Origin of the sequence: Xanthomonas sp. LF07-6, assembly GCF_034105445.1 — a bacterium.
Classification (GTDB): Bacteria; Pseudomonadota; Gammaproteobacteria; order Xanthomonadales; family Xanthomonadaceae; genus Xanthomonas_A; species Xanthomonas_A sontii.
Genome location: NZ_JAXGGI010000009.1, coordinates 76,902 through 98,878 on the forward strand (window position 1 = coordinate 76,902; position 21,977 = coordinate 98,878).

Annotated in this window: 17 protein-coding genes; 7 read left to right on the top strand and 10 right to left on the bottom strand. The window is 70.1% G+C overall.

Going from position 1 to position 21,977, the window contains the following annotated elements; translation table 11 throughout:
• Positions 1–7: 7 nt before the first annotated feature.
• Both SLW56_RS14440 and prmA read right to left on the bottom strand, forming a co-directional pair.
• A complete protein-coding gene (locus SLW56_RS14440; RefSeq protein ID WP_295910069.1) occupies positions 8–454 on the bottom strand; it encodes a helix-turn-helix domain-containing protein in 447 nt (148 codons plus the stop codon).
• Positions 455–540: 86 nt separating this feature from the next.
• Entirely contained in the window at positions 541–1,461 is a 921-nt protein-coding gene (prmA, locus tag SLW56_RS14445; RefSeq protein ID WP_017908171.1) for a 50S ribosomal protein L11 methyltransferase, read from the bottom strand.
• 426 nt (positions 1,462–1,887) lie between these two features.
• Here prmA and SLW56_RS14450 point away from each other — a divergent pair, with 426 nt between their 5' ends.
• Together SLW56_RS14450 and SLW56_RS14455 are read left to right on the top strand one after the other, a co-directional pair.
• Entirely contained in the window at positions 1,888–2,817 is a 930-nt protein-coding gene (locus tag SLW56_RS14450; protein WP_267121500.1) for a hypothetical protein, read from the top strand.
• Positions 2,814–3,170, top strand: a complete 357-nt coding sequence (locus SLW56_RS14455; RefSeq protein WP_152236725.1) for a hypothetical protein — start codon at positions 2,814–2,816, stop codon at positions 3,168–3,170. The genes SLW56_RS14450 and SLW56_RS14455 overlap by 4 nt, the downstream gene beginning before the upstream one ends.
• A 239-nt stretch (positions 3,171–3,409) precedes the next feature.
• Here SLW56_RS14455 and accC read toward each other — a convergent pair whose 3' ends face one another.
• The 4 genes from accC to aroQ all read right to left on the bottom strand — a co-directional run bounded on the left by accC (position 3,410) and on the right by aroQ (position 6,248).
• Positions 3,410–4,777, bottom strand: coding sequence for an acetyl-CoA carboxylase biotin carboxylase subunit (gene accC, locus SLW56_RS14460; protein ID WP_017911501.1), 1,368 nt, complete (start codon positions 4,775–4,777; stop codon positions 3,410–3,412).
• 54 nt (positions 4,778–4,831) lie between these two features.
• Positions 4,832–5,209 carry a four helix bundle protein gene (locus SLW56_RS14465; RefSeq protein ID WP_026143397.1) on the bottom strand — a complete coding sequence of 126 codons (378 nt, stop codon included), beginning with the start codon at positions 5,207–5,209 and terminating at the stop codon, positions 4,832–4,834.
• Positions 5,210–5,226: 17 nt separating this feature from the next.
• Positions 5,227–5,709: an acetyl-CoA carboxylase biotin carboxyl carrier protein gene (gene accB, locus SLW56_RS14470; protein ID WP_148827977.1), complete on the bottom strand. Its 483-nt coding sequence runs from the start codon at positions 5,707–5,709 to the stop codon at positions 5,227–5,229.
• A 92-nt stretch (positions 5,710–5,801) separates the two neighbouring features.
• Positions 5,802–6,248 (bottom strand): type II 3-dehydroquinate dehydratase, encoded by a 447-nt coding sequence (gene aroQ / locus SLW56_RS14475; RefSeq protein ID WP_010343847.1) that lies wholly within the window; start codon positions 6,246–6,248, stop codon positions 5,802–5,804.
• A 311-nt stretch (positions 6,249–6,559) separates the two neighbouring features.
• On the opposite strand from aroQ, the gene SLW56_RS14480 reads away from it, so the two are divergent.
• Positions 6,560–8,515, top strand: a complete 1,956-nt coding sequence (locus tag SLW56_RS14480; RefSeq protein ID WP_320695027.1) for a beta-N-acetylglucosaminidase domain-containing protein — start codon at positions 6,560–6,562, stop codon at positions 8,513–8,515.
• A gap of 416 nt (positions 8,516–8,931) precedes the next feature.
• Positions 8,932–10,329 (top strand): FAD/NAD(P)-binding protein, encoded by a 1,398-nt coding sequence (locus SLW56_RS14485; protein WP_320695028.1) that lies wholly within the window; start codon positions 8,932–8,934, stop codon positions 10,327–10,329.
• Positions 10,330–10,563: 234 nt separating this feature from the next.
• Here SLW56_RS14485 and SLW56_RS14490 read toward each other — a convergent pair whose 3' ends face one another.
• The 4 genes from SLW56_RS14490 to SLW56_RS14505 all read right to left on the bottom strand — a co-directional run bounded on the left by SLW56_RS14490 (position 10,564) and on the right by SLW56_RS14505 (position 15,724).
• Positions 10,564–11,157: a TlpA disulfide reductase family protein gene (locus tag SLW56_RS14490; RefSeq protein WP_295952824.1), complete on the bottom strand. Its 594-nt coding sequence runs from the start codon at positions 11,155–11,157 to the stop codon at positions 10,564–10,566.
• Positions 11,154–13,451, bottom strand: coding sequence for a protein-disulfide reductase DsbD (locus SLW56_RS14495; protein ID WP_320695029.1), 2,298 nt, complete (start codon positions 13,449–13,451; stop codon positions 11,154–11,156). Before SLW56_RS14495 ends, SLW56_RS14490 begins: the two co-directional genes overlap by 4 nt.
• Before the next feature lie 4 nt (positions 13,452–13,455).
• Positions 13,456–13,788, bottom strand: a complete 333-nt coding sequence (gene cutA / locus SLW56_RS14500) for a divalent-cation tolerance protein CutA (protein WP_017907317.1) — start codon at positions 13,786–13,788, stop codon at positions 13,456–13,458.
• A 157-nt stretch (positions 13,789–13,945) separates the two neighbouring features.
• Entirely contained in the window at positions 13,946–15,724 is a 1,779-nt protein-coding gene (locus SLW56_RS14505; protein ID WP_295946481.1) for an endonuclease, read from the bottom strand.
• Between the two features lie 281 nt (positions 15,725–16,005).
• Here SLW56_RS14505 and SLW56_RS14510 point away from each other — a divergent pair, with 281 nt between their 5' ends.
• From SLW56_RS14510 to SLW56_RS14520, 3 genes are all read left to right on the top strand, one after another.
• Positions 16,006–16,293, top strand: coding sequence for a co-chaperone GroES (locus tag SLW56_RS14510; RefSeq protein WP_010340979.1), 288 nt, complete (start codon positions 16,006–16,008; stop codon positions 16,291–16,293).
• A gap of 147 nt (positions 16,294–16,440) precedes the next feature.
• Positions 16,441–18,087: a chaperonin GroEL gene (groL, locus tag SLW56_RS14515; protein ID WP_010340980.1), complete on the top strand. Its 1,647-nt coding sequence runs from the start codon at positions 16,441–16,443 to the stop codon at positions 18,085–18,087.
• 870 nt (positions 18,088–18,957) lie between these two features.
• Positions 18,958–21,867 (top strand): TonB-dependent receptor, encoded by a 2,910-nt coding sequence (locus tag SLW56_RS14520; RefSeq protein ID WP_320695054.1) that lies wholly within the window; start codon positions 18,958–18,960, stop codon positions 21,865–21,867.
• Positions 21,868–21,977: the final 110 nt, after the last annotated feature.

The window sequence follows — 21,977 nt, forward strand, 5'->3', positions numbered from 1 at the left end:
GGCGTACTCAGCGCGACTTGCGGGTGTCGAGCAGGTCCAGCAAGCCGGCGCGCTGGCGCGGACTCAGGCTGTCGAAGCGCTCCAGCAGGCGCAGTTGCTGGTCGGTGAACTGGTAGTGGTTGGGCAGCTCGCCGATGGCCGCGGCGTCCGCCGCCATCGGTTCGCCGAACACGCGCTCGCCACGGCCGGTGGCCAGGTACTCGAAATGCAGCCCGCTGCGGCGGGCCAGGGCGATTAGGTGCTCCAGCGCCGGCGCCGTGCCTTCGGCCATTTCCCACTGCGCCACGGCGCTGCGGGTCACGCCCAGGTCCAGCGCCAGGGCCTCCTGGGTGAGGCCGGTGAGCTTGCGCGCTTCGCGCACCCGTTCGTACAGCTTGCTGTTCACACGCACCTCCGCAGGGGAGGCGAGATATAGCCGCGCCGGCCGCCGCGCTTGGTTCGCAGCGCTGTCCATCAGTGAAATGTTAGCGATACTGTCCCTGGCGCAATGGGCCGGCTGGCCTTGAGATGGGCCACGCCGCGGCGTGGCCGTGCCCCGGTTCAGTCCCGGCGCACGCCGTCGATGCGCATCCAGTCGCCGTCCTGTTCGGTGCGCAACTGAGCGAACCACGGGGCGTAGCGCTGCAGTAGCTCCTGTTCCTGGCCATGCAGGATGCCGGACAGGGCGATGCGCCCGCCCGGCGCCACGCGCGCGGCCAGGGTCGGCGCCAGCGCATCCAGTGCCGAGGCGAGGATGTTGGCCACCACCACCGGATAGGTGGCCGCCGGTTCGTCGGCAGGCAGGTACACGGCCAGGCGCTCGCCCACCGCGTTGCGCTCGGCGTTGTCGTGGCTGGCCAGCAGCGCCTGCGGGTCGTTGTCCACGCCCACTGCGGCGGCGGCTCCCAGCTTCAGCGCGGCCAGCGCCAGGATTCCCGAGCCGCAACCGAAATCGAGCACGCGCGCCTGCGCCAGGACGCCGTCGGTGGCCAGCGCATCCAGCCAGCGCAGGCACAGCGCGGTGGTCGGGTGGGTGCCGGAGCCGAACGCCAGGCCCGGGTCCAGGCGCACCACGGCGGCATCGGCGCCGCTGGCGTCTTCGGGCAGCTCGTGGTTCCACGGCACGATGAAGGTGCGCGCGCCGAAGCGCATCGGCTGGAACTGGTCCAGCCACGCCCGTTCCCAGTCCTGGTCGTCGACCTTGCGGAAGGTGGCCTGGGTCCAGTCCAGCCCGGGGTCGAAGGCCTCCAGCGCGGCCAGCAGCACCAGCGCATCCTGCTCCTCGGGGAACAGCGCGGTGAGCACCAGCGTGCCCCACAGCGGGGTTTCGCCCACGCCCGGTTCCAGGATCGCGCGTTCGTTGCTGGTGTCGGCGTCGGCATCGAGCAGGGTCACCGCCAGCGCGCCGACATCCTCCAGCGCGGTCTCGTAGCGGGGCTGGGTGGCGTCGGTGCAGCGCAGGGTCAGTTCGAGGAACGGCATCGGTCGGTGGGGCAATCAGGGGAAGCACGCATCTTAGACGGGCGGCGGGCTTCGCGCTGGAGGCCGACTTGCGGCGGAGCGGGGGACGGCACGCATTTCGGCCGGGTGCGAACCACCTCCAGCCGGCGCCGTTCGGAATGCGACACGCGACGGCGGTACGCGGCGTCGCGCTGGCCGCACCGGGCCGAACAGGCCCAGCAATGCGTTCGGACGCTGCCGGGCCAGCACCGGCACTGCGATCTGCACCGCGCCGCCCGTGACGCCGTGCCGTTCGTCCGTGCCGCCGGTCCGCACGTCCATGCGTCGGGATCGCGGCACGCATTTGGCGCATGCCGCGCCCGTGGCCTGGGGTAGACTGCCGGCTCGCAGCGGCCGGGCGACAGGGGGTCCGGCTGCGCTTCTGCCCGTGGTCCGGCTCTTTCGCGCATGCCCGTCGTGTCCCGTCCAACCTGGCTGTTGCTGGCGCCCGCCGCGCTGTTGCTGGGCGTGGTCGCCTATCGCGCGCTGTCGCTGCCGGCGGCACCGATGGCGGCGCCCGCGCCGGCGAGCGTGGTGGCGGCCGACGCCTACCCCGCGTCCGCCACGCCGGCCACGGCGTCGCGCCAGGCGTCGGCGCCTGCGCGCCTGCGTGAGGAGAAGGAGGGCGAACACAGTGCCGACCTCTACCGCGCCGCGCAGCAACTGTCGATCGCCGCCGCGCACGGCGACCCCGAGGCGTCCTGGCGGCTCAGCCGCATCTACGACTACTGCGCCGGCTATGCGATGGACCCGGTCGGCTACGGGGCCGATACCCGCGCCATCGCCGACGCGCGCCTGCCGACCTCGGCGCAGATGGTGCAGGCGCGCGCCCGCGTCGGCCGCCGCTGCGCCGGCTTCGCGCCCGGCGACGGCCTGACCCGCCAGGCCATCGTCGCCCAGCGCGTGCAGGCCGCGCGCGGCGGCAACCTGGCCGCCGAAGCGGCGCTGCTGGCGCTGGGCCAGCCGTTGCATGCCGGCGCCGAGTACAAGCGCGATCTGGTCGCGCGGGTGCGCGCCTCCGGCGATCCCGATGCCTACGTGGCGCTGTCGCCGGCGATGGGCCTGGCCGCCAGCGGCGACGACAGCCTGGACGGGCGCGTGGCCGGCACCCAGTTTTCCGAATTGGCCTGGCAGTTGGCCGCCTGCAGGCTGGGATTGGATTGCGGCCCGGACAGCGAGTTGATGACCCGCTATTGCGCCAACGGCGGGATCTGCTCGCGCGACCCCACCCAGGACTTCAGCAGTTTTGTTTACGACGCCGCGGTGCCGCGGCAAGGCACGGACACGATGAACGACATGGTCAATCGACTGGTGGACAGCAAGGGAGCAGGCTCATGAATTACCGGCGATGGCTGCACGGCGCCAAATTCTGGTTCTGGGTCCTGGCCTTCGTCGCCTATTCGGCGGCGGCGGCGGGCCTGTTGCTGATCGACACCGCCGAGCAGCGCTACCGCGGCCTGTCCAAGGTCGAACTGACCACCGCGCACGCCGCGCCGGACGTGCGCCGCGCCGGCGCCGCGCAGGTGGCGGCGATCTACCGCGCCAACAGCGGCATGCCGTTCTCCACCCTGGCCCCGGGCAGCACCTTCCAGATCGTCTGGCCGGACGGCTCCACCGAAACGGTGATGATCGTCAGCCCGACCTCGAGCCTGGGCGCGGAGCCGGTGGCGGGAACCCAGCAGGGGAAGTAGCCGGGAGTGGGGAACCGGGAATGGGGAATCGCAAGAGCGGGTTCCCGGCCCCTCATTGCACTGCGCGGTGGTTGTCGCAACGATGTCGGCGACGGGCGCCGACGCGCTGCATCGAAGCCCATTCGCTCCCGGGACCTATTCGTTCCGTCCCGATCCTGCGGCGAGGTCGCGGCCTTCTCCGTCGAAAATCGGGAGCCGGCACTGCCGATTCCCGATTCCCGTTTCTCCATTCCCGGCTGTCAAACCAACGCAATCGACTTGTTCTTGCGCTCGGCCAGGCGCTTTTCCAGGTAGTGGATGTTCTGGCCGCCGGCCTGGAAGCCCTTGTCGCGCATGATGCGCTGTTGCAGCGGGATGTTGGTCTTGATGCCGTCCACCACCATCTCGCTCAGCGCCACGCGCATGCGCGCGATCGCGGTCTCGCGGTCGGGGCCGTGCACGATCAGCTTGCCGATCATCGAGTCGTAGTTCGGCGGCACCTTGTAGCCGCTGTAGATGTGCGTGTCCACGCGCACGCCGGGGCCGCCGGGCGGGTGGAAGCCGGTGATCAGGCCCGGGTTGGGCATGAAGGTTTCCGGGTCCTCGGCGTTGATGCGGCACTCGATCGCATGGCCGCGCAGGACGATGTCCTTCTGCTTGATGCTGAGCTTGTGCCCGGCGGCGATGCGCAGCTGCTCGCAGACCAGGTCGATGCCGGTGATGCGCTCGGTGACCGGGTGCTCCACCTGGATGCGCGTGTTCATTTCGATGAAATAGAAGCGGCCGTTCTCGAACAGGAACTCGAAGGTGCCGGCGCCGCGGTAGCCGATGCGGATGCAGGCGTCCACGCAGACCTTGCCGATCTCGTTGCGCAGTTCCTCAGTGATGCCCGGCGCCGGCGCTTCCTCCACCACCTTCTGGTGGCGGCGCTGCATCGAGCAGTCGCGCTCGCCCAGGTGGATGGCGCCGCCCTGGCCATCGGCCAGCACCTGGATCTCCACGTGGCGCGGATTCTCCAGGAACTTCTCCATGTACACCTGGTCGTTGCTGAAGGCGGCCTTGGCCTCGGACTTGGTGGTCTCGATGGCGGCCTTCAGCGCGGCCTCCGAATGCACCACGCGCATGCCGCGGCCGCCGCCGCCGCCGGCGGCCTTGATGATCACCGGGTAGCCGATCTCGCGGGCGATCTTGGTGTTGGCGACGATGTCCTCGCCCAGCGGGCCGCCGGAGCCGGGCACGCACGGCACGCCGGCGGCCTTCATCGCGCGGATCGCCTCGACCTTGTCGCCCATCAGGCGGATGGTGTCGGCCTTGGGCCCGATGAAGATGAAGCCGGACTGCTCCACGCGCTCGGCGAAGTCGGCGTTCTCCGACAGGAAGCCGTAGCCGGGGTGGATGGCCTGGGCGTCGGTGACCTCGGCCGCGGCGATCAGCGCCGGGATGTTGAGGTAGCTCTCCGAGGAGGGCGCCGGGCCGATGCACACCGACTCGTCGGCCATGGCCACGTGCTTGAGGTTGCGGTCCACGGTGGAATGCACCGCGACCGTGCGGATGCCGAGCGTATGGCACGCGCGCAGGATGCGCAGCGCAATTTCGCCGCGATTGGCGATGACGACTTTATCGAGCATGGGAAGGCCGGGAATTGGGAATGGAGAATCGGGAATGGAGGACGGCGTGCATCGTCAATCTCCGCGCTTGCTCAGAACATTCATCAATGCGGTCAGTTTGGCGAAGATCGTATCGATCAATCCGTCGAGTGCCGCGATGTCGGAGGTGTAGTCGAGCCGGCGCGCGATCTGCAGGTGCGTGCTGGCCTCGGACAGCGAGCCACGTGCGATCGACAGAAAACGCAGGTATTCGGGAGTGGAGCGGCGTGCCGCGCCTTCGGCGATGTTGGCGGGAATGCTGACCGCTGCGCGGCGCAGCTGCGCCGTCAGCCCGAAACGTTCCGTCGCCGGAAACGTCTCGGAGAGGCGGTAGATCATTTCCACCAGATCCATGGAGTCGCGCCAGACGTCGAGCCGCTCGTGCGGCCGCTTTGACGATTCCCCATTCTCCACTCCCGATTTCCGGCGTCTCAGCCAATCACAAACAACGGCTGATCGAACTCCACCGGCTGGCCGCTTTCGCCCAGGATCGCGACGATGGTGCCGGAGACGTCGGCTTCGATCGGGTTGAACATCTTCATCGCCTCGATGATCGCCAGGGTCTCGCCGGCCTTGACCGCCTGGCCGACGCTGACGAAGGCCGGCTTGTCCGGGGCCGGCGAGGTGTAGAAGGTGCCGACCATCGGCGCGCGCAGCACGTGGCCCTCGGGCAGGGCGTTGCCGGGCTTGGCGCTGCCGCCGGTGGAAGCCTCGGTGGGCGAGCTCATCGGCATCGGCGCGGCGGCGGCCGGCGCGGCCGCGGGGGCGGCGGCCACGTACTGCGGCGCGCTGGCGGTCATGCCCTTGGGGGTGCGCGCCAGGCGCACGCTTTCCTCGCCTTCCTTGATCTCGATCTCGGCGAGATTCGATTCTTCCAGCAGGTCGATCAGTTTCTTGATTTTGCGGAGATCCATAACGGCCTCGTGAGGTGACTTTGAAAAAGACCGGGCGCGCGGCCCGGGGACTCAGACGGGGGTGTGCGGTGCCGGTTGGGTGTGGGCGCGGCTCATGCGGCCGCTCCCAGGCGGGTCAGCGCCGCGTCCATCGCGTAGCGGTAGCTGTCGGCGCCGAAGCCGCAGACCACGCCGACCGCGTGGTCGCTGAAATAGCTGTGGTGGCGGAACGGCTCGCGGCTGTGCGGGTTGGACAGGTGGATCTCGATGAACGGGATCGCCACCGCCGCCAGCGCGTCGCGCAGCGCCACCGAGGTATGGGTGAAGGCCGCCGGGTTGATCAGGATGAAGGCGGTGCCGTCGCCGCGCGCGGCCTGCACCCGCTCCACCAGCACGTGCTCGGCGTTGGACTGCAGGCTCTCCAGCGCGTGGCCGGCGGCGCTGGCCTGGGCCTGCAGCGCGGCATCGATCTGCGCCAGGGTGGCATGGCCGTACACGCCCGGCTCGCGGGTGCCGAGCAGGTTGAGGTTGGGGCCATGCAGCAGCAGCAGTCGCGCCATCGGGAACAAAGCAGCGGAAAGGGCGGCAGTCTGCGCGAAGCCGGCATTGCTGTCCAGTTCGGCGAAGTTGCGGGTGTTTTAAACAAATGTTTGATTTTTCGCCGGTCTGCGTCGCGTCAGCGCAGGCATGGCGGGCGGCCAACGGGCCGCGCCACTGCCTGCGGTTATGTCGCATCTTGTGCGGGCCATGCAAGTGTCGCTGCAGCATGGGCCGGCCACATTGCAGCGCCATCGCCACCGCGCGTCGACGCGCCGGCGGAAGTGGTATATACCATTTCAAAATAACTGAAATACCAGTCGAGGGTAGGCGCATGCGAACCGAGCGTATTGGCCGTTGTGGCCTTGGCCGCCACATCCTGGCGTTCGCGCTGCTGGCCGGGGCGACCGCGCCCGCGCTGGCGGCGGCGCCGGCCACCCTGCCGGCGGTGTACCCGACGCCGACCGCGCTGCGCCTGCTCGGGCCGGAGCTGCCGCTGGGGCCGTCGGTGGTGCTGGTGCAGGCCGGCAAGGCCGACCCGGCCACCGACGCACTGGTGCGTGCGGTGTTGCGCGATGCCGGGGTTTCCCGCATCCGCCGCGCCGGCACACTGCCGCACGACCCGCAGGCGGTGTCGGTGGTGCTCGGCACCGTCGACGCGGCGCCGGTGCGCGATGCGCTGGCCGCCGTCGACCTGGACGTGCCGGAACGCGCGGAAGGCTATGCGCTGGGCAGCATGGCCCGCGGTCGCGGCACGCTGATCGTGCTGGCCGGCCGCGACGACGCCGGCCTGTACCACGCGGCGCAGACCTTCCGGCAACTGGTCGCGCCCGGGCGCATCGCCTCGGTGGCGGTGACCGACGCGCCGGCGATGCCGGTGCGCGGCACGATCGAGGGTTTCTACGGCAAGCCCTGGAGCATGGCCGAACGCGCCGCGCACCTGGCGTTCCTGGCGCGGTTCAAGGCCAACACCTACATCTACAGCCCCAAGGACGACGTGTTCGCGCGCGACCGCTGGCGCGCGCCTTACCCGGCGGCCACGCTGGCGGCGCTGGGCAAGCTGGCCGCGGTCGCCAACCGCGAGCACATCAACTTCGTCTACGCGCTCTCGCCGGGGCCGTCGATCTGCTACAGCGATGCGGCCGACCTGCAGGCGATCCGGCGCAAGTTCGCCGCGCTGCGCGCGCGCGGCGTGCGCAGCTTCTACATCGCCTTCGACGACATCGAATACACCAAGTGGAACTGCCCCGGCGACGCCACCGCGTTCGGCCCGGCCGGCGAGCAGGCCGCGGCCACCGCGCAGGCGCGGCTGCTCAACGCGGTGCAGGCGGACATCGCCGCGGCCGGCCACGGCGCGCTGATCATGGTGCCGACCGAGTACTTCAACGTCACCGAGTCGCCGTACAAGGCGACGCTGCGCAAGGCGCTGGATCCGCGCGTGGTGGTGCAGTGGACCGGCACCGACGTGGTCCCCGCGTCGATCTCGGTCAGCGACGCGAAGAACGCGACCAAGGCGTTCGGGCGCAAGACGCTGCTGTGGGACAACTACCCGGTCAACGACTTCGCCGAGACCGCCGGGCGCCTGCTGCTGGCGCCGTACGACCGCCGCCAGGCCGGGCTGTCGGCTGAGTTGAGCGGCATCGTGTCCAACCCGATGAACCAGGAAGTGGCCAGCCGGCCGGCGGTGGCCGGGCTGCTCGCCTTCGCCTGGAACGACCGCGGCTACGACGCGCCGCGCACCTGGCGCGCGGCCGCGCGCGACCTGGCCGGCGGCGATGTGCAGGTCGCCGACGCGCTGCTGACCTTCTTCGACACCCAGCACCTGGCACCGACCTTCGGCCATCTGCCCTGGCAGCCGCAGGCGCCGCGGCTCAAGGCGTTGATCGACGCCGCCCGCGACGCGCTGGCCGACGGCGATCCGGCCGCCCGCAGTGCGGCGCTGGCCGCGCTGGGCCGCGCCGCCGACGACCTGGTGGCGGCACCGCAGCGCATCCGTGCCGGCACCACCACCGGCGCGTTCGTGGCCGAGGCAGCGCCATGGCTGGACGCGACCGCGCTGTGGGGCCGCGCGCTGCGCCTGAGCGTGGACGGGCTGAACCAGGCGCTGGCCGGCGATCCGGGGGCCGAGCAGGCCTTCGCCACCGCCGGGCAACTCGCCGCGCAGGCCGCGGCGATCCCGTCCATCCCCGGCGCCACCCGCTTCGGCGGCCCGGTCAAGGTCGCCGACGGCGTGCTCGACACCTTCGTCGCCGATGCGCCCGGCCTGGTGCAGCGTCCGCCGGGGCGTTAGCGCCCGGATCGGCGCACCACGGCGCTCCTTGCCGACGGCTCACCTACGCCGGGTCCGGCGCGGCACCTTGCCGATGCGGCCCGCGCAGTGTCCGACACGAGGCGGCGGACGGCGTCGTTGCCGGCGAGAACGCGCGGAGCTTGATCGGCCCCGTGGCGACGCCGCGCGAGGAGGCCACAGCCGCGAGCCGCGAGGGTCGCGCCGTCGGTACGTGCGGACCGAGCGCTTCTGTGTCTGCCGCGGCGTCAGCGGCCTTCGGCTCGGCCTTGCCGATCGCCGTGCAGCCTGGCTCATGGACATCGCCCATGTGCTGATGCCGCATTGCCATGGCGATCTGCGCACGCATTAACCGAGGGTTTACACCGTCGGCCGGCATCCCGGGCACAAAGAACGCCCGACCGGCCAAGGTGCGAGCCATGCGAATTGCGATCATCGGCGCAGGATTCTGCGGCAACGTGCTGGCCGCGACGCTGGCCAGGCAGGGCGCCGCCCGCCACATCACCCTGGTCGGCGTGGCCGACACCTACGGCCGCGGCATCGCCTACGGTGCGGCGCGGCCGGAACACGTGTTGAACGTGCGCGCCAAGGACCTGGGCGTGGATCCGCAGGAGCCGGGCGGCTTCGCCGACGCCCTGCAGCTGGATGCCGCGCAACGCCTGCAGTTCCTGCCGCGGCTGCTGTACGGCCGCTACCTGCAGCAGCACCTGAACGACGCGCTGGCGACGTCGCCGGTCGAAGTGGCGCGGGTGAGCGAGGAGGCGGTGGCGGTGGAGCGCGATCCCGACGGCTTCCGCCTGTTCCTGGCCAATGGCGAGGCCGTAGTCGCTGACGTGGTGGTGCTGGCGATCGGCGCGCTGCCGCCGGCGGCGCTGCCGGGCATCGGCCCGCGCCTGGCGGTGCATCGCCGCTACATCGGTTGGCCGTGGCAGGACGGCGTGCTGGACGAGGTGCCGCCGCAGGCGCGGCTGTTGCTGGTCGGCACCGGCCTGACCATGGCCGATGTGGCCTTGACCCTGCGCCGGCGCGGACACCGCGGCCCGATCACCGCGCTGTCGCGGCGCGGCCTGGCGCCGCAGGCGCACCTGGCGGTGCCGGGCGCGCCGGTGAGCCTGCCGCCCAGCGTCGTGCAGGCGCTGCGCAGCCACGACCTGCGCGGCCTGGTGCGCAGCCTGCGCCAACTGACCACGGTGGTGGAGGACTGGCGCTGCGTGGTGGATGCGCTGCGTCCGCACCTGCAGCCGTTCTGGCAAGGCTTGGCGCCGGCGGCGCGCGCCCGCTTCCTGCGCCACCTGCGGCCGTACTGGGAAGCGGCGCGGCATCGGCTGGCGCCGGCCGCGGCGGCCGCGCTGGCACAACTGCAGGCGCAGGGCCAGCTGCGCATCCGCGCCGGGCGCCTGCTGCGCGCGCGGCTGGGCGAAACCGCGGTGGAAGCGGTGATCCGCGATCGCGCCAGCAGCAACGCGCGCACCGAGGACTTCGATGTGCTGATCCGTGCCACCGGGCTGGACACCGACGTCGCCCGCACCAGCCATCCGCTGGTCGCCACGATGCGCGACGCCGGCCTGCTGCAGGCCGATCCACTGGGCCTGGGGCTGCAGGTGGACGAGCGCCTGCGGGTGCGCGACGGCAGCGGCCATCCGGTCGCCGGGCTGTACTGCATCGGGCCGCTGCTGCGTGGCGTGCTGTGGGAGATCACCGCGGTGCCGGAACTGCGCACCGCCGCGCAGCGCCTGGCCGAGGAGCTGGCGATGCTGGCGCAGGTGCGGACCGGGAATGGCAATGTTGGCGAAGCGCGGCAGCGGCAGGCGTTCTAGCGGACTGATCCGGTGCGGCGTGGACGTGGCGTGGGAGGCAACTCTCACGACGCTGCAGTGCGCTTTCCCGATAATCCAATGCGTCGGGACTGACGTCCCTCCCACAGTGAACCCGGCAGGCTCGCCGCAAGCCGCTTGGGAGGCGCGAGGTGGGTCGCGACAGCGCTATCGGCAATGCGTCGCCGACGCGGACGTCGCTCCCACAAGGGCGCGCATCGGCGGCTGGCTCGCCGGCTACTGCGTCGGCTGCGCGCCGCCGCCCACCCAGCCCTCCACTTCGCCCGGCGCGAACGGGCCGAGCTTCTGCCTGACGATGCGGCCGTCGGCGTCGATCAGCACGCTGTACGGCAGCAGGCCCTGGGTGTCGCCCAGGCGCACGCTGGCGTCGGCCGGGCCCGGGGTCTCCAGCGCGATCGGGTAGCCGATCGGCACCCGTTGCAGGAAGGCGCGCACGTCTTCGGCACGGTCCAGGGCGATGCCCAGCACCTGCAGGCCGTCGCTGGGTTGCGCGCGCGCCAGCCGGTCCAGTTCCGGCATCTCGCGCACGCAGGGTTCGCACCAGCTCGCCCAGACGTTGACCAGCAGCGGCCGGCCGCGGAACTGGGCCAGGGTCAGGTGGCCGCCGTCGAGCGTGGGCAGGCGCAGCGCGGGGGCCAGATCGCCCGGGCGCGCCGCGGCGACCGGCGGCGCGGCCGCATGGCCGCTGGCCGTGGCGGACGTTGCCGGGGCCAGCGCCGGCGTCCGCCGTTCCCACCAGTGCGCCGCCGCCACGCCGAGCACCGCCGCCACCGCGGCGACCGCCAGCAGGCGCGCGCTGGCGGGGGTCATCGCGCCGCGCGCAGCAGGGCGTCCTCGACCACCGCCTGGCTCAGCACCGGCGGCAGTACCGTCGGCGGCGCGCCAGGGCCATAGACCACGTACAGCGGCACGCCCACTGCCTTGTGCTCGGCGAGGAAGGCGCTGATACGCGGATCCTCGTTGGTCCAGTCGCCCTTCATGTACACCGCGTCCACCCGCTTGATGGTGTCGCGGAACGCGTCGCTGTCGAACACGTTGCGTTCGTTGGCCTTGCAGGTGACGCACCAGTCGGCGGTCATGTTGACGAACACCACGCGGTTGTCGGTGCGCAGGCGGTCGAGCATCTGCGGCGAATAGGCCACGGTGTTGCGCTCGACGCTGGCGCTGGGCGGCGGCAGCCGGGTCACGCCCCAGGCCGGCACCAGCGCGGCCAGCAGCAGCACGGCGGCCAGGCGCATGCCGGTCTTGTGGTCGCGCCAGCGCGCGCGCTCGAACCACCACAGGCCCAGCGCCAGCAGGGTGGCGCCGATCAGCAGCAGCGCCACCGCGTCCACGCCGCGCTGCTTGCCCAGCACCCACAGCAGCCAGATCGCGCTCAGGTACATCGGGAACGCCAGCACCTGCTTGAGCGTCTCCATCCACGCGCCCGGCTTGGGCAGGCGCCTGGCCAGCGACGGCACGAAGCCGATCAGCAGGAACGGCAGCGCCAGGCCCAGGCCCAGGGTCAGGAACACCAGCATCGCCATCGCCGGCGGCGCGGTCAGCGCATAGCCCAGCGCCGGGCCCATGAACGGGCCGATGCAGGCGCTGGACACCACGCAGGCCAGCACGCCGGTGAAGAAGTCGCCGACCGGGCCGCTGCGCGTGGACAGCGACTGGCCGACGCCGCCGAGGTTGGCGCTGAGGGTGAACACCCCCGACAGGCTCAGCCCGACCACGAACATCAGGTACACCAGCACCGCGACGAAGCCCGGGCGCTGCAGCTGGAAGCCCCACAGCAGCCGCGCTGCCACGGCGATGCCGCCGACCACGGCGAAGGAGGCGAGCACGCCCAGCGTGTACCACAGCGCATGGCTGCGGGCGCGGCCACGGCTCTCGCCGCTCTGCGCCAGGCCCAGCACCTTCAGCGACAGGATCGGCAGCACGCACGGCAGCAGGTTCAGCAGCAGGCCGCCGCCGAGCGCCAGCAGCAGGATCCACAGCAGGTTCTGCGTGGCCGGCGGCGGTGCGGCGCTGCGCGCGGCGTTGTGCGCCGAGGCGTCCGGCGTCGCCGGCAGGGCATCGGCGGCCGTGGCCGCGGCCGCGTCGTTGGCGTCGGCCTGGCGGCTGTCCAGCGGCGTCACCAGCAGCGGGCTGACCTCGGCCTGGTCGGCCGGGGTGACGGTGCCCTTGGGCAGCGCCAGCTTCACCCGCCGGGTCATCGGCGGGTAGCAGATGCCGTCGGTCTGGCAGCCCTGGAAGGTCGCCACCAGGGTCGCGGCGGTGGCGTCGGCGCGCTGGCGCTGCAGCGGCACGGTGACCTCGGTCTGGTCGAAGTACACCACCACGTTGCCGAAGTGTTCGTCCTGGTGCGAGCTGCCCTTGGGCCAGCGCGGCATGCCGGTGCGGATGCCGGGCGCGCCCTCCAGCGCCAGCGCGGTGCGGTCGCGATACAGGTAATAGCCGGGCGCCGGGGTGAAGCGCAGCAGCAGGGTATTGCCGTCGCCGACGATGGCTTCGAGCTGGAATGCCTGGTCCGAGGGCAGCGGCAGGCCCTGCACCGCCGCGGTGCCGGGGCCGGGACCGAACAGCGGCTTGGCGCCGTTGCCGGCGCCCGGGCCGCTGCCCGGCAGCCCGCCCGTTGCGGCCGGCGGCGGCAGTGCCGGTGCGGGATCGGTGGCGGCCGTGGCGGCCGGCAGGGTCACCTCGAGCAGGCGCTTCTGCGGCGGATAGCACACGCCGGCGTCGGCACAGCCCTGGTAGCGTACCTCCAGCTGCACGCGGCTGGTGCCGGGATCGGCGATGCCGCTCTGCACCGCGTTCAGTTCGTCGCGGTAGGTCTCCACCTCGCCGAAGTACGGGTCGGTCTTCTTGTGGCCGGCCGGCAACTGCAGGGTCGGGTTGGGCTTGAAGCCGCCGATCACCTTCACCGCGATGCGGTGCCGGTACAGGTAGTAGCCCTTGGCGATGTCCCAGTGCAGCGCGATGCGGCCGCGTTCGGGTGCCTGTGCGCTCAGCGCGAAGGCCTGGTCCACCGGCAGCAGGTCCTTTTCGCTGATCGCCAGGGCGGGGAAAGCGGCCACGGCCAGCAGGCACAGGGCGGCGAGGCGGTGCAGCAGGGTCATCGGCTTACGGTTCCTCACGGGTTTCGGCATGCACCCACTGCAGGTAGGCCGGCAGGCCGCCGGCGACCTCGAGTTCGACCAGTTCGGGGACCTCGTACGGGTGCAACGCGCACAGCCGCTGCCGCAACGCGGGCAGGCGGTCGGCGGCGGTCTTGATCAGCAGCAGCACTTCCTCGCCCTGTTCCACCTCGCCTTGCCAGCGGTAGGTGGACTGCACGCCGGGCAGGCGGCTGACGCAGGCGGCCAGGCGTTCGTCGACCAGCGCCTGGGCGACCCGCGCGGCGCTGGCCGGATCGGGGCAGGTGCTGAGCAGCAAGCGGAGGGCGGGCGCGGACATGCGGCCGACAGTATAGGGATGCCGGCCGCGCTTTGGCGGCGCCCGCGGGGAAAGCCGGCGCCGCTCTGAATCCCCAATCCCGAATCCCGGGTTTTTCAGCAGCCGAATGGCTGATCATCCCCGCCCGCTGCAAATGCAGCGGGCGAGGCACCACGGCTCAGTTGAGCAACTGGCAACTGGCCGGCTTGGCCGAGGTGAACAGCGACGAGGTCGCCCACTCCGGGTGGTCGATGAACGGGTTGCGGTTGCCCTGGAAGCTGTAGATCACCTCGTTGCGGGCACGCTCGGCGTCGTCCGGCGGGTCCTGCTGGCTCCACGCGATCAGGGTCGACAGCAGGCCCATGTAGGCCGGCGAGGACGAGGTCTTGACGATCTTGCTGCGGTCGTCGGTCAGCTCCAGGTCCGGCTCGGACTGCCCGGTCTTGGCATCCACGCCACCCTCATAGCGGATCGCCATGTACATCACCGCACGCGCCATGTCGCCCTTGCGGTGGTCCCACACCTCGAAGGTGCCGCTGTTGCCGTCCGGGGTGCGCACCCAGTTGGAATTGCCCGGGTAGCGGCCGCTGCCGCCACCGAAGCCGGCGTTGGCCTCGGTGGCGCGCTCGCCGCAGTTGCTGTCGCACTTGGCGTAGGGCTTGTTGCCGCGGTCGGCGTTCCAGGTGGCGTCGGTCAGGTACAGCATGTGGGTGTCGGTGTACGGCGCGTAGGGCAGGCCCTTGTTGCCGGTGGCGGTGCCGAAGCCCAGCGAGTTCGGCCAGCTGTGCTCGCGGTTGTACTTCAGGCCGCTGCCGCTGCCGGCACGGTCGGTGCCCTTGGCATAGCTGCGGTTGCGGTAGGCGTCGAGGACGCGCTGGCTGTTGTTCGGATCCTCGTCGGCGATCTCCAGGATGGCCCAGGTGTCGGTGCCGGAGCTGCTGCTGTACGGATAGACGGTGTGGCCCTTGATCGTCTCGTGCAGCGAGCAGCGCAGCTGGCTGGGGCTGGAGGTGTTGACCCGCGAGTAGTAGCTGCCGGCGCCATTGCCGCCGCCGCCCGAGCCGCTGGCGACGTTGAAGGCGACGCTGCGATCCTGCGCCGGATGCGCGCCGTCGGCATCGCTCACGCGTGCGGCGACGATGCTCAGGGTGCAGCTCTCGCCGGCCTTCAGCGCGGTGTTGGTGGACAGCGCGAACTGGGTGCCGCTGCTGGGGTAGGTCAGCGCCACGCTGCCGGACTGCTGGCAGCTCAGGCCGAACGCACCGCTGGCCAGGCTCACCGCCTCGCTGAAGGTCACCGCCAGGTCGCCGGCGGCGGGGAAGTCGGTGGCGCCCTGGGTCGGGGTGGTGACGGTCACGGTCGGCGCGGCGTTGCCGCCGCCGCCGCCGGCGAAGGTCTGGCCGTTGTTGCAGGCGCCGAAGGTGCTGGTGGCGCTGTCGCTCCAGCTGAAGTCGGCCGCGGCGCTGCCGTTGCCGCGCAGCTGCAGCGAGGTGCCGGCCGGGGTGCTGTTGCTCTCGCTGACCGGCAGGTTCTGGCTGGTCATGCCCGCGGCGGGGCCGCCGCCGCCGGTGATGGCGCCCTCGTAGCTTAGGAACTGCACCACCTTGCCGTTGCCGTCGACCAGCGCCAGGCCGTCGTTGGGCCCGTTCTGGATGCCGTTGCTGGCGTAGCTGACGGTGGCGATGCGCACCTGCCCGCCGCAGCTGACCAGGTTGCCGGCCGGCACCGCGCTGTTGGCGTAGACGGTGGCCGACCCCGGGTTGCTGCCGTTGTACAGGTAGACGCGGTAGCCGCTCAGGCTCTCCCCGGCGGTGGCGACGATCTCCACGCCTTCGCCGGTGTCGCCGGCGGCGGTGGCATCGTCGTAATGCAATTCATTGATGAATACGGCGGCCTGGGCCGGCCCGGCAAGGGCGAGCAGGCAGGCCAGCGGCAGCGCAACGGCGGATGGCTTCATCGACAACTCCTTTTGGTGACGGATCCCCCCCATGGGTCCGCGCTCAGCCTAGCCTGCCTCTGTGACACTGTGACGGGATTCGGTCACTGCTTGCCACCGAATGCACGTTCCTGGCAAAAATTTTTTGCCTCTCGCCCTTGAAAGCCCCGGCCGCGGCACTACATCAGGCGCATCCCGGCGCTACCGGGTTTTTTCGCGAGCGTTGCTGGCAGTCGTCATGGGCGAGTGCTAACATCGCCGGCCTTTCCTAGACCAATCAATCACTTAAGAGGTCTCACTCAATGAGCATCAAGCCGCTTCACGACCGCGTCGTAGTCAAGCCGATCGAAGCCGACGAAATCTCCGCCGGCGGCATCGTGATCCCGGATTCGGCCAAGGAAAAGTCCACCAAGGGTGAAGTCGTGGCCGTCGGCGCCGGCAAGCCGCTGGACAACGGCAGCGTGCGCGCCCCGGCGCTGAAGGTCGGCGACAAGGTCATCTACGGCCAGTACGCCGGTTCCAGCTACAAGGCCGAAGGCGTCGAGTACAAGGTGCTGCGCGAAGACGACGTTCTGGCGATCGTCGGCTAAGAGCGCCGCCGATCGTGGGAATCGGGAATGGTGAATCGGGAATCGGTCAGGCGCCTTCGTCGCCCGCGATTTCCGTCCCGTCCCGACCGCCCGCTCTTGATCTGCCGATTCCCTGTTCTCCATTCCCTATTCCCGAGGTAACTCAACATGGCTGCCAAAGATATCCGTTTCGGTGAAGACGCCCGTTCGCGCATGGTGCGCGGCGTCAACATCCTCGCCAATGCCGTCAAGGCCACCCTGGGCCCGAAGGGCCGCAACGTCGTGCTCGAGAAGAGCTTCGGCGCGCCGACCATCACCAAGGACGGCGTCTCCGTCGCCAAGGAAATCGAACTGGCCGACAAGTTCGAGAACATGGGCGCGCAGATGGTGAAGGAAGTCGCCTCCAAGACCTCCGACAACGCCGGCGACGGCACCACCACCGCCACCGTGCTGGCGCAGGCGCTGATCCGCGAAGGTTCCAAGGCGGTCGCCGCCGGCATGAACCCGATGGACCTCAAGCGCGGCATCGACAAGGCCGTCGTGGCCGCCGTGGCCGAGCTGAAGAAGATCAGCAAGCCCACCGCCGACGACAAGGCCATCGCCCAGGTCGGCACCATCTCCGCCAACTCCGATGAGTCGATCGGCAACATCATCGCCGACGCGATGAAGAAGGTCGGCAAGGAAGGCGTGATCACGGTCGAGGAAGGCTCGGGCCTGGAGAACGAGCTGGACGTGGTCGAGGGCATGCAGTTCGACCGCGGCTACCTGTCGCCGTACTTCATCAACAACCAGCAGAGCCAGCAGGCCGACCTGGACGACCCGTTCGTGCTGCTGCACGACAAGAAGATCTCCAACGTGCGTGACCTGCTGCCGGTGCTGGAAGGCGTGGCCAAGGCCGGCAAGCCGCTGCTGATCGTCGCCGAGGAAGTGGAAGGCGAGGCGCTGGCGACCCTGGTGGTCAACACCATCCGCGGCATCGTCAAGGTCGTGGCGGTCAAGGCCCCGGGCTTCGGCGACCGTCGCAAGGCGATGCTGGAAGACATGGCCGTGCTGACCGGCGGCACCGTGATCTCCGAGGAAGTGGGCCTGGCGCTGGAGAAGGCGACCATCAAGGACCTGGGCCGCGCCAAGAAGGTGCAGGTCTCCAAGGAGAACACCACCATCATCGACGGCGCCGGCGACACCTCGGCGATCGAGTCGCGCATCAAGCAGATCAAGGCGCAGATCGAAGAGACCTCGTCGGACTACGACCGCGAGAAGCTGCAGGAGCGCGTGGCCAAGCTGGCCGGCGGCGTGGCGGTGATCAAGGTCGGTGCCTCGACCGAGATCGAGATGAAGGAAAAGAAGGCGCGCGTCGAAGACGCCCTGCACGCGACCCGTGCGGCGGTGGAAGAAGGCGTGGTCCCGGGCGGCGGCGTGGCGCTGGTGCGCGCGCTGAGCGCGATCGGCGAGCTGAAGGGCGCCAATGAAGATCAGACCCACGGCATCCAGATCGCGCTGCGCGCGATGGAAGCGCCGCTGCGCGAGATCGTCACCAACGCCGGCGAAGAGCCGTCCGTGATCCTCAACAAGGTCAAGGAAGGCAGCGGCAACTTCGGCTACAACGCCGCCAACGGCGAGTTCGGCGACATGGTCGAGTTCGGCATCCTGGATCCGACCAAGGTGACCCGTTCGGCGCTGCAGAACGCCGCCTCGATCGCCGGCCTGATGATCACCACCGAAGCGATGGTGGCCGAGGCCCCGAAGAAGGAAGAGCCGGCTGCCCCGGGCGGCATGGGCGGCGGCATGGGCGGCATGGGCGGCATGGATTTCTGATCCAGCCGGCCTCGGCCGACCTGTTCCACGCAGTCGAAAGGAGCCCCGCAGCGATGCGGGGCTCTTTTTTTGTGCTGTCGACATGGCGGCATGCCGATGCGTTTGTCTGCGCGTTCGTGCACCCTGGCCAACGCCGCGGCGCATCCACGCATCGCGCCGCGGCAGAACCTGCTTTACCGAGCGTCTGTAGGGCACTTTGGTAAAGACGGCGGAGCCATGTTGCAGGAACGGCTTCAGCCGCGACGAGGCGCTACCGGGAATGCCTGTCGCGGCTGAAGCCGCTCCCGCGAGGACAACGGCGTTTCTCGCCGAGCTGCGGTAAGCAGCGAAGCGGGTCATGGAAGCTGCCTGTGCCGGGCTTGTGCGATCTTCCCGACCGAGGCGCGGCACAGGCGTGCCAGGCGGCAGTGACCCAACCGGACGGATGCGAATGCAGGCTTCGCTCCATGCACCTCAAACACCACGAGACGCTGCGCGCCGGACCCTCGCCCCAACCCCTCTCCCAACGTGAGAGGGGCACGCGATCGCGATGCGCATGCAGTCCATCGTTGCCCAGCAGCGTCTCCGCCAGAGGTGCGGCTGGCACGGCCTGCGGTGGCGATACGGCGAGAATCGACGCGCTGCGCGGCGAATCGCGCACAACGAGCAATCGTCTACAAGTGCGCTGTAGCCGCGTGTTGACAGCGTTTTCAGCGCCATGCAGGTTAGGACGCACGGGCGTCCAGGGGGATCTGCACGCCCGCATGTTCGTCCTTTTGTTTGCGTCGCGGCCGGCGCAGGGTGGCGCGTGCCGGCAGCATGCGCGGCACGGTCGTGGGCGCGGCGCAGCGAAGAGGGCACCGCAGGTCGTGTTCGCACGGCGCTGCTTCCATTCGCTGCCGGGGACACCGCATGCCACTTCGCTCATCCACCACCCTCGCTTTCGGCATCGTGCTGGCGCTGTACGGCGCTGCCGAGGCGCGCGCGCAGGACGCCGACACCGCCGCGCCCAAGGCCGCCGCCACCGACCTTGGCCAGGTCGTGGTGACCGGCTCGCGGATCAAACGCTCGGAAGTGGAGGGCGCCGAGCCGGTGCTGACGATCAGCGCGCAGCAGATCCAGCAGGAAGGCTTTCTCACCGTCTACGACGTGCTCAGCACGCTCAACCAGCAGGGCAGCGTCGAGGCCGACACCAAGTACGGCTCGCACACGCCCAACGCCTCGCCGGTGAGCCTGCGCGACCTTGGCCCCGGACGCACCCTGCTGCTGGTCAACGGCCACCGCGTCGCCGACTACCCGCAGCCGTACGCCGGCGAGAGCAACTTCGCCAACTACGCCAACATCCCCTCCGCGGCGGTGGAGCGCATCGAGATCCTCACCGGCGGCGCCTCGGCCATCTACGGTTCGGACGCGGTCGCCGGCGTGATCAACGTGATCCTCAAGCAAGGCTACGAGGGCAACCAGGTGCGCCTGCGCGGCGGCACCACCACCGCCGGCGGGCGCGACGTGGTCGACCTGTCCTGGGTCGGCGGGCGCAGCGGCGACAAGTGGAACCTGACCTACGCGTTGCAGTGGACCCGGCGCGATCCGCTCTCGGTCGGCGAGCGGCCGAAGATGGACGACCAGGACGACGAGTCCTACAGCAACTGGACCGCGCAGGCGCGCAAGTACGGCTTCAATCCATTCACCGGCCTGAGCCTGGTCGACGCCGGCAACAACACGCGCCTGGCGCCGCCCAGCGGCACCTGTGCGCGCTTCGGCGACCAGTTCGTCGACGCGCAGCGGCTGAACTACGACTACAACAGCGATACCGTGCGCAACCTCGGTGGCTACTGCGGCATGGCCCACGACTACGCCGACTGGCTGGCCGCCAGCGGCGGCGACAGCGGCTCGGCGTATCTGTACGGCACCTTCGACTTCGACAACGGCGTGCAGGCCTGGAGCACGCTGTCCACGACCAAGAGCCTGGGCTACTGGACCTACGACCCGCCCTACGTCTACCTCGGCCCGTTCCACGACACCGGCAGCGACCGCGACCTGTACGCGATCCGCCAGCTCACCCGCTACGAATCCGGCGGCTGGAAGAACCTGGCCAACACAACCAGGGAACTGTCCTGGGACCTGAGTGCCGGCCTCAAGGGCCGCCTCGCCGATCGCTTCGACTGGGAAGTGGCGGTGGGCCGCGCGCGCTACACCGTCGACGAATACGTGCGCACCGTGGACACGCAGAAGGCCACCGCCTACTTTCTCGGCCCGCAACTGGGCAGCACCGCCGACGGCACGCCGATCTACGATCTCGACGAGTCGCGCTGGTACCAGCCGCTGACCGGCGCGCAGTACAACGACCTGGCGGTGAAGGCGCACAACCGTGCCGATTCCTGGGTCAACCAGGCCAGCGCCAACATCACCGGCGAGCTGCTGCAGGGCTGGGCCGGGCCGATCAAGTTCGCCGCGGTGGGCGAAGTGGCCAAGCAGGGCTACCGGCTGTCGCCCGATCCCTGCGCCAATACTTGCTATCCGCTGGACGTGGTCGACTACGGCGGCGGCGAGCGCCTGCGCTACTCCGGCGGCATCGAGTTCGACGTGCCGCTGCTGTCCACGCTCAACGCCAGCCTGGCCGCGCGCCACGACCGCTACGGCGACTACCGCGCCTACGGCAGCGACCTCGGCGCGGCGATCGGCACCCAGCGCGACACCACCTGGAGCGCCGGCCTGGAATGGCGGCCACTGAGCACGCTGCTGCTGCGCGGCAGCGTCGCCACCAGTTTCCGCGCCCCGGACATGCACTACGTGCTCGGCGAACCCAGCTCCACCCAACAGACCGTGATCGACCAGTACCGCTGCATCCAGAAGGGCTACTACCTCACCGGCGGCTGCAGTGCCGAGAACAGCGACGTGTTCTACCTGATGCAGGTCAATCGCCGCGGCACCCCGGACCTGGAATCGGAACACGGCCGCTCGGTCACCGCCGGCTTCGTCTGGGACATCGCCGAGGGCCTGTCGCTGACCGCGGACTACTACCGGATTCGCTTGCAGGACATGATCAAGGACCTCAACCGCGACGAGGTGCTCAGCGCCGAAGCCGGCTGCCGCACCGGCCTGACCACCGCCGGCGGCGTGTGGGTCAATCCCGGCGGCGCCGAGTACTGCGCGCGCATCCTTTCGCGCGTGGCGCGCGATGCCGCCGGCCGCGTCACCGGCATCGAGCAGGGGCCGATCAACATCGCGCAGATGCACGTGTCCGGCGTCGACGCCTCGCTGAAGTACCGCCTCAACACCGCGCGCTGGGGCAACTTCAGCTTCACCCTGGATTACAACAATCTGATCGGCTACCACGAGCAGACCTATCGCACCGACGACGACAAGAACCTGCGCGACCAGAAGATCCGCAGCAAGCTGCGCGGCAGCGTGCACTGGGAGAACGGCGGTCCGCTGGATCTCACTCTCTATGCCAAGCGCTTCGGCTCCACCCAGGCGGTGAACTGGGGCACCTGCACCCGCTTCGACGACGGCTACCAGCCCAGCCCCTCCGACGCCTGCCGCGTCACCGACAGCGGCAACCGCCACTTCGGCGAGAGCACCACGCGTTACTTCGGTCGCGTCGGCCCTGCGCTGTACTGGAACCTCACCGCCGGCTACCGCATCGCCCCGAAGATGAAGGTCAACCTGTACATCAACAACGTGCTCGATACCGTCGGCTACGACAACAAGGAGCGCTACTACGGCTACCAGTTCTACAACACCACCCTGTACGACGCGATCGGCCGCGAGGTGGCGATGGAATATGTGTTGGATTTCTGAGGGGCCGGGATTCGGGAGTGGGGATTCGGGATGCGCTCTAGTCCCTCTCCCTCCGGGAGAGGGGTTGGGGTGAGGGTCCGGAGCGCGCAGCGCCACGTAAGAACCCACGC

Excerpts from the sequence above, each read along its gene's own strand:
- SLW56_RS14490 (WP_295952824.1), bottom strand. The coding sequence starts at position 11,157 with ATGACCCCCGCCAGCGCGCGCCTGCTGGCGGTCGCCGCGGTGGCGGCG.
- SLW56_RS14450 (WP_267121500.1), top strand. The coding sequence starts at position 1,888 with ATGCCCGTCGTGTCCCGTCCAACCTGGCTGTTGCTGGCGCCCGCCGCG.
- prmA (WP_017908171.1), bottom strand. The coding sequence starts at position 1,461 with ATGCCGTTCCTCGAACTGACCCTGCGCTGCACCGACGCCACCCAGCCC.
- accC (WP_017911501.1), bottom strand. The coding sequence starts at position 4,777 with ATGCTCGATAAAGTCGTCATCGCCAATCGCGGCGAAATTGCGCTGCGC.
- SLW56_RS14495 (WP_320695029.1), bottom strand. The coding sequence starts at position 13,451 with ATGACCCTGCTGCACCGCCTCGCCGCCCTGTGCCTGCTGGCCGTGGCC.
- cutA (WP_017907317.1), bottom strand. The coding sequence starts at position 13,788 with ATGTCCGCGCCCGCCCTCCGCTTGCTGCTCAGCACCTGCCCCGATCCG.
- accB (WP_148827977.1), bottom strand. The coding sequence starts at position 5,709 with ATGGATCTCCGCAAAATCAAGAAACTGATCGACCTGCTGGAAGAATCG.
- SLW56_RS14485 (WP_320695028.1), top strand. The coding sequence starts at position 8,932 with ATGCGAATTGCGATCATCGGCGCAGGATTCTGCGGCAACGTGCTGGCC.
- groL (WP_010340980.1), top strand. The coding sequence starts at position 16,441 with ATGGCTGCCAAAGATATCCGTTTCGGTGAAGACGCCCGTTCGCGCATG.
- SLW56_RS14455 (WP_152236725.1), top strand. The coding sequence starts at position 2,814 with ATGAATTACCGGCGATGGCTGCACGGCGCCAAATTCTGGTTCTGGGTC.
- SLW56_RS14440 (WP_295910069.1), bottom strand. The coding sequence starts at position 454 with ATGGACAGCGCTGCGAACCAAGCGCGGCGGCCGGCGCGGCTATATCTC.
- SLW56_RS14510 (WP_010340979.1), top strand. The coding sequence starts at position 16,006 with ATGAGCATCAAGCCGCTTCACGACCGCGTCGTAGTCAAGCCGATCGAA.
- SLW56_RS14480 (WP_320695027.1), top strand. The coding sequence starts at position 6,560 with ATGCGAACCGAGCGTATTGGCCGTTGTGGCCTTGGCCGCCACATCCTG.
- SLW56_RS14505 (WP_295946481.1), bottom strand. The coding sequence starts at position 15,724 with ATGAAGCCATCCGCCGTTGCGCTGCCGCTGGCCTGCCTGCTCGCCCTT.
- aroQ (WP_010343847.1), bottom strand. The coding sequence starts at position 6,248 with ATGGCGCGACTGCTGCTGCTGCATGGCCCCAACCTCAACCTGCTCGGC.